The 3,317-nt window shown below is 72.4% G+C and carries 4 protein-coding genes; 2 read left to right on the forward strand and 2 right to left on the reverse strand.

Annotation, left to right across the window (positions count from 1 at the left end; translation table 11 throughout):
* Positions 1-84 precede the first annotated feature (84 nt).
* Positions 85-882, reverse strand: coding sequence for an SURF1 family protein (locus AOJ26_RS19005; RefSeq protein ID WP_053849512.1), 798 nt, complete (start codon positions 880-882; stop codon positions 85-87).
* 127 nt (positions 883-1,009) lie between these two features.
* Between AOJ26_RS19005 and AOJ26_RS19010 the strand changes: the two genes are divergently transcribed.
* Positions 1,010-1,258, forward strand: a complete 249-nt coding sequence (locus AOJ26_RS19010) for a hypothetical protein (protein ID WP_037708056.1) — start codon at positions 1,010-1,012, stop codon at positions 1,256-1,258.
* Positions 1,259-1,460: 202 nt separating this feature from the next.
* Here the strand turns inward: AOJ26_RS19010 and AOJ26_RS19015 are convergent, their stop codons facing one another.
* The gene (locus tag AOJ26_RS19015) at positions 1,461-2,444 is read right to left on the reverse strand and encodes a DEDDh family exonuclease (protein ID WP_053849513.1); all 984 of its coding nucleotides are present in this window, start codon (positions 2,442-2,444) and stop codon (positions 1,461-1,463) included.
* A gap of 88 nt (positions 2,445-2,532) precedes the next feature.
* Here AOJ26_RS19015 and AOJ26_RS19020 point away from each other — a divergent pair, with 88 nt between their 5' ends.
* Positions 2,533-3,261, forward strand: a complete 729-nt coding sequence (locus AOJ26_RS19020) for a VIT1/CCC1 transporter family protein (protein WP_053849514.1) — start codon at positions 2,533-2,535, stop codon at positions 3,259-3,261.
* Positions 3,262-3,317: the final 56 nt, after the last annotated feature.

Below are 3,317 nucleotides of genomic sequence, written 5' to 3' on the forward strand. Positions count from 1 at the left end.
GGGGAGTGACGCCGGGCGGGGTGGCGGTGACCTACCACGGTGGCCGCGGAGTCCGTGCGCGCCGGTGCCGGCCTCGCCCGCCGGTCACACCGCCGCCGGTTCCGCCTTCGTCGCGGCTTCCTGGGCCGCCTTCTCGCGGCGGTCGCGGAGTTCACGCCGGACCAGGACGACCCACCCGATCGGCACGCCCGCGGAGAACAGCCACCACTGGATGGCGTAGGCGTAGTTCAGCGCGGCGTCCTCCTTGCCGGGGTCGGCGCCGATCAGTTCCGGGCTGCCGCCCTTCGGCTCGGGGGCCGTCTGGGCGATGTAGCCGCCGAGCACCGTGGCGCCCAGCCGCTCGGCCTCCTGCTCGCTGTTGATCAGCATGATCTGCCGGTCCGGGAGCCCCTTGAGGTTCTTGATGCCGCTCGCCGCGGTCGTCTCGTCGGGCATCAGCCGCCCGGTGACGGTGATCTCGCCCTTCGGGGGCGCGGGGATCCTGGGGAACGCGGTCTGGCTGGGACCGTTCGCGGGGATCCAGCCCCGGTTGACCAGCAGCACCTTGCCGTCGTCGAGGACGAAGGGGGTCAGGACGTGGTAGCCGACCTCGTCGTCGGAGTTGGTGCGGCGCCGGACGACGACTTCGTCGGAGGTGTCGAAGCGACCCTTCGCTGTGACGCTGCGGTACCGGTCGTGGGTGGTGACCGTGTGTCCGGGCGAGGTCATCCGCTCCACGGGCACCGGCTCGGCGGACAGCGCCTGGGAGACGAGCCGGTTGCGGGCGGTGCGCTCCTCGTAGCGGTGCATCTGCCAGATGCCCAGCCTGATCATCGTGGGGATGAGGAGGAGGGCGACCAGCGTGAGGATCACCCACTGCCGGGACAACAGGAAGCGGTACACCCCACGACCGTACAACTCGGACGGCCGGATGCTCGCACAGGGGTGTGCTCAGACCCCGTGGACCGGGCCCACCCGATGGAGCGCTGTCGGCTTGCGGGTGCAGACCTGGCGCCTGACGATTCGGCTTATGACACGTTGCGAAGTGTGTGGGAACGACTACGAGCTCGCGTTCACCGTCGAGACCAGGGACGGGGCCCGCCACGTCTTCGACTCGTTCGCCTGCGCGATCCACCGCATGGCCCCCATCTGCGAGCACTGCCGGGTGCAGATCATCGGCCAGGGCGTCGAGGTGGACGGCCACTGGTTCTGCGGCGCGCACTGTGCCCGTGCGGAGGGCAAGGTCGGCATCGTGGACAAGATCGGCTCCGCTGTGTGACCTCCGCGCGCTACTGGGTGCGCATCGGGCGCGCGGCCGCCCCGGCCCGTGCTCCGGCCGGTCCGCGTGCAGGCGCGCCGCGTCCCGCACGCGGGGTACGCGCCGGCCGCCGTCCGCCCGTCGGCGGGCGGCGCGACCCGGACGTCCGGTCCCGGCGAACGGCGGTCCATGACGAGCGCCACCACCGCACCGGGGCGTGCGGTCACTGCTCGGACGCCGGCTCCACGTCCCGCAGAAGCTGCCCGAAGGCCGCCTCGTCGACGACCGGTGTGCCGAACTGCCGGGCCTTGACCACCTTGGACGTGCCCGAGTCCGGGTCGTTGGTGACGAGCAGACTGGTCAGCCGGGAGATGCTCGTGGCGACGTGCAGCCCGGCCTCGATCGCCCTGTCCTCCAAGAGGTCGCGCTCGGTCGAGGTGTCCCCGGAAAAGGCGATCCGCATGCCCTGTTTGAGCGGTTTGCCGTCCTCGTACCGCCCCGGGTTGGGGTAGGGGCACGCGGGCCGCTTGCGCGCCGGCCGCCAACTGGTCGCCCGGTAACCGCCGTAGCCCGCCGACTGCCGGGGCACCGCCCGGTCCGTCCACTCGGTCAGCGGCCGGCACTCGTGCAACGGCAGCCGCACGCTGCGCGCGGCGGCCGCCCGCAGGCTCGGCCGGAACGCCTCCGCGAGCACGCGCGCGTCGTCGAGAGCATGGTGCGCCCGCTGCTGGACGACGCCGAAGTGGGCCGCCAGCGACTCCAGTTTGTGGTTGGGCAGCGGCAGGCCGAGCTCCTTCGACAGGACGATGGTGCACAGCCGCTGCGTCACCGGCGCCACCCGGCCCGCGCGGGCGTACTCGCGGGCGATCATCTGCCAGTCGAAGACGGCGTTGTGCGCGACGAGCACACGGCCGTCGAGCCGGGCCGAGAACTCGTCGGCGATGTCCTGGAAGAGCGGGGCGCCTTCGAGGGCCTCGCTCGTCAGCCCGTGGATCCACACCGGGCCCGGGTCGCGCTCCGGATTGACCAGCGTGTACCAGTGGTCCTCGACCTCGCCGCGGGTGTCAAGTCGGTAGACGGCCGCGGAGATTATCCGGTCGTCGCGGGCCAGGCCGGTGGTCTCCACGTCGACGACCGCGTATCCCTGCGGATACGCGGCCGGCCACGCTGTGGGGGAGGACGCTGCGGTCGTCTGGTCTTCGAGCATGGTTCACGAGGATACGGGCCACGACTGACAGTCCCTCACGGCGGCGTCGGTACGCGGCTCGCGGGGAGCGGGGTGCGATCCTCCGGGGATGACCGAAGAGGGTGTGGGTGGACCGGCGCACGGCGAGGCGCACGGCGGCGGGCTCGGCGCCCGGCTCAACTGGCTGCGCGCGGCCGTCCTCGGCGCCAACGACGGCATCGTCTCCACGGCGGGTCTCGTCGTCGGCGTGGCCGGCGCGACGAGCTCCCGCGCGGCGTTGCTGACGGCGGGTCTGGCGGGCCTGCTGGCCGGCTCGATGTCCATGGCGGCCGGGGAGTACGTGTCCGTGTCGACCCAGCGCGACTCCGAGATGGCCGCGTTGGCCCTGGAGAAGCGGGAACTGCGCGAACAGCCGGAGGCCGAGCTGGAGGAGTTGACGGAGCTTCTGGAGGGCCGGGGCCTGTCCCGCGACGTGGCCCGCGAGGCCGCGGAACAACTCACGGAACGGGACGCCCTGCGGGCGCACGCACGTGTGGAGCTCGGCATCGACCCGGACGAACTGACCAACCCCTGGCACGCGGCCTGGGCGAGCTTCCTGGCGTTCACGGCGGGGGCGTTGCTGCCACTGCTCGCCATCGTGCTTCCCCCGGCGGGATGGCGGGTGCCGGTGACCGTGGTGTCGGTGGTGGCGGCGCTGGTGCTGACCGGGTGGAGCAGCGCGCGACTTGGGGCGGCGACCGCGGGACGGGCGGTGGTGCGGAACGTCGGTGGAGGCGTGCTGGCGATGGGGGTCACCTACGCGGTGGGGGTGCTTCGGGGGGCAGCGGGGGTCGGGTGACGCCCCTTGGCGGAGATCGCCAAGAAGCAAGCGCGTACCACCGGTCATACTTGTCG

Source organism: Streptomyces sp. NRRL B-24085 (assembly GCF_001282115.1).
GTDB lineage: Bacteria > Actinomycetota > Actinomycetes > Streptomycetales > Streptomycetaceae > Streptomyces.

Excerpts from the sequence above, each read along its gene's own strand:
- AOJ26_RS19010 (WP_037708056.1), top strand. The coding sequence starts at position 1,010 with ATGACACGTTGCGAAGTGTGTGGGAACGACTACGAGCTCGCGTTCACC.
- AOJ26_RS19020 (WP_053849514.1), top strand. The coding sequence starts at position 2,533 with ATGACCGAAGAGGGTGTGGGTGGACCGGCGCACGGCGAGGCGCACGGC.
- AOJ26_RS19015 (WP_053849513.1), bottom strand. The coding sequence starts at position 2,444 with ATGCTCGAAGACCAGACGACCGCAGCGTCCTCCCCCACAGCGTGGCCG.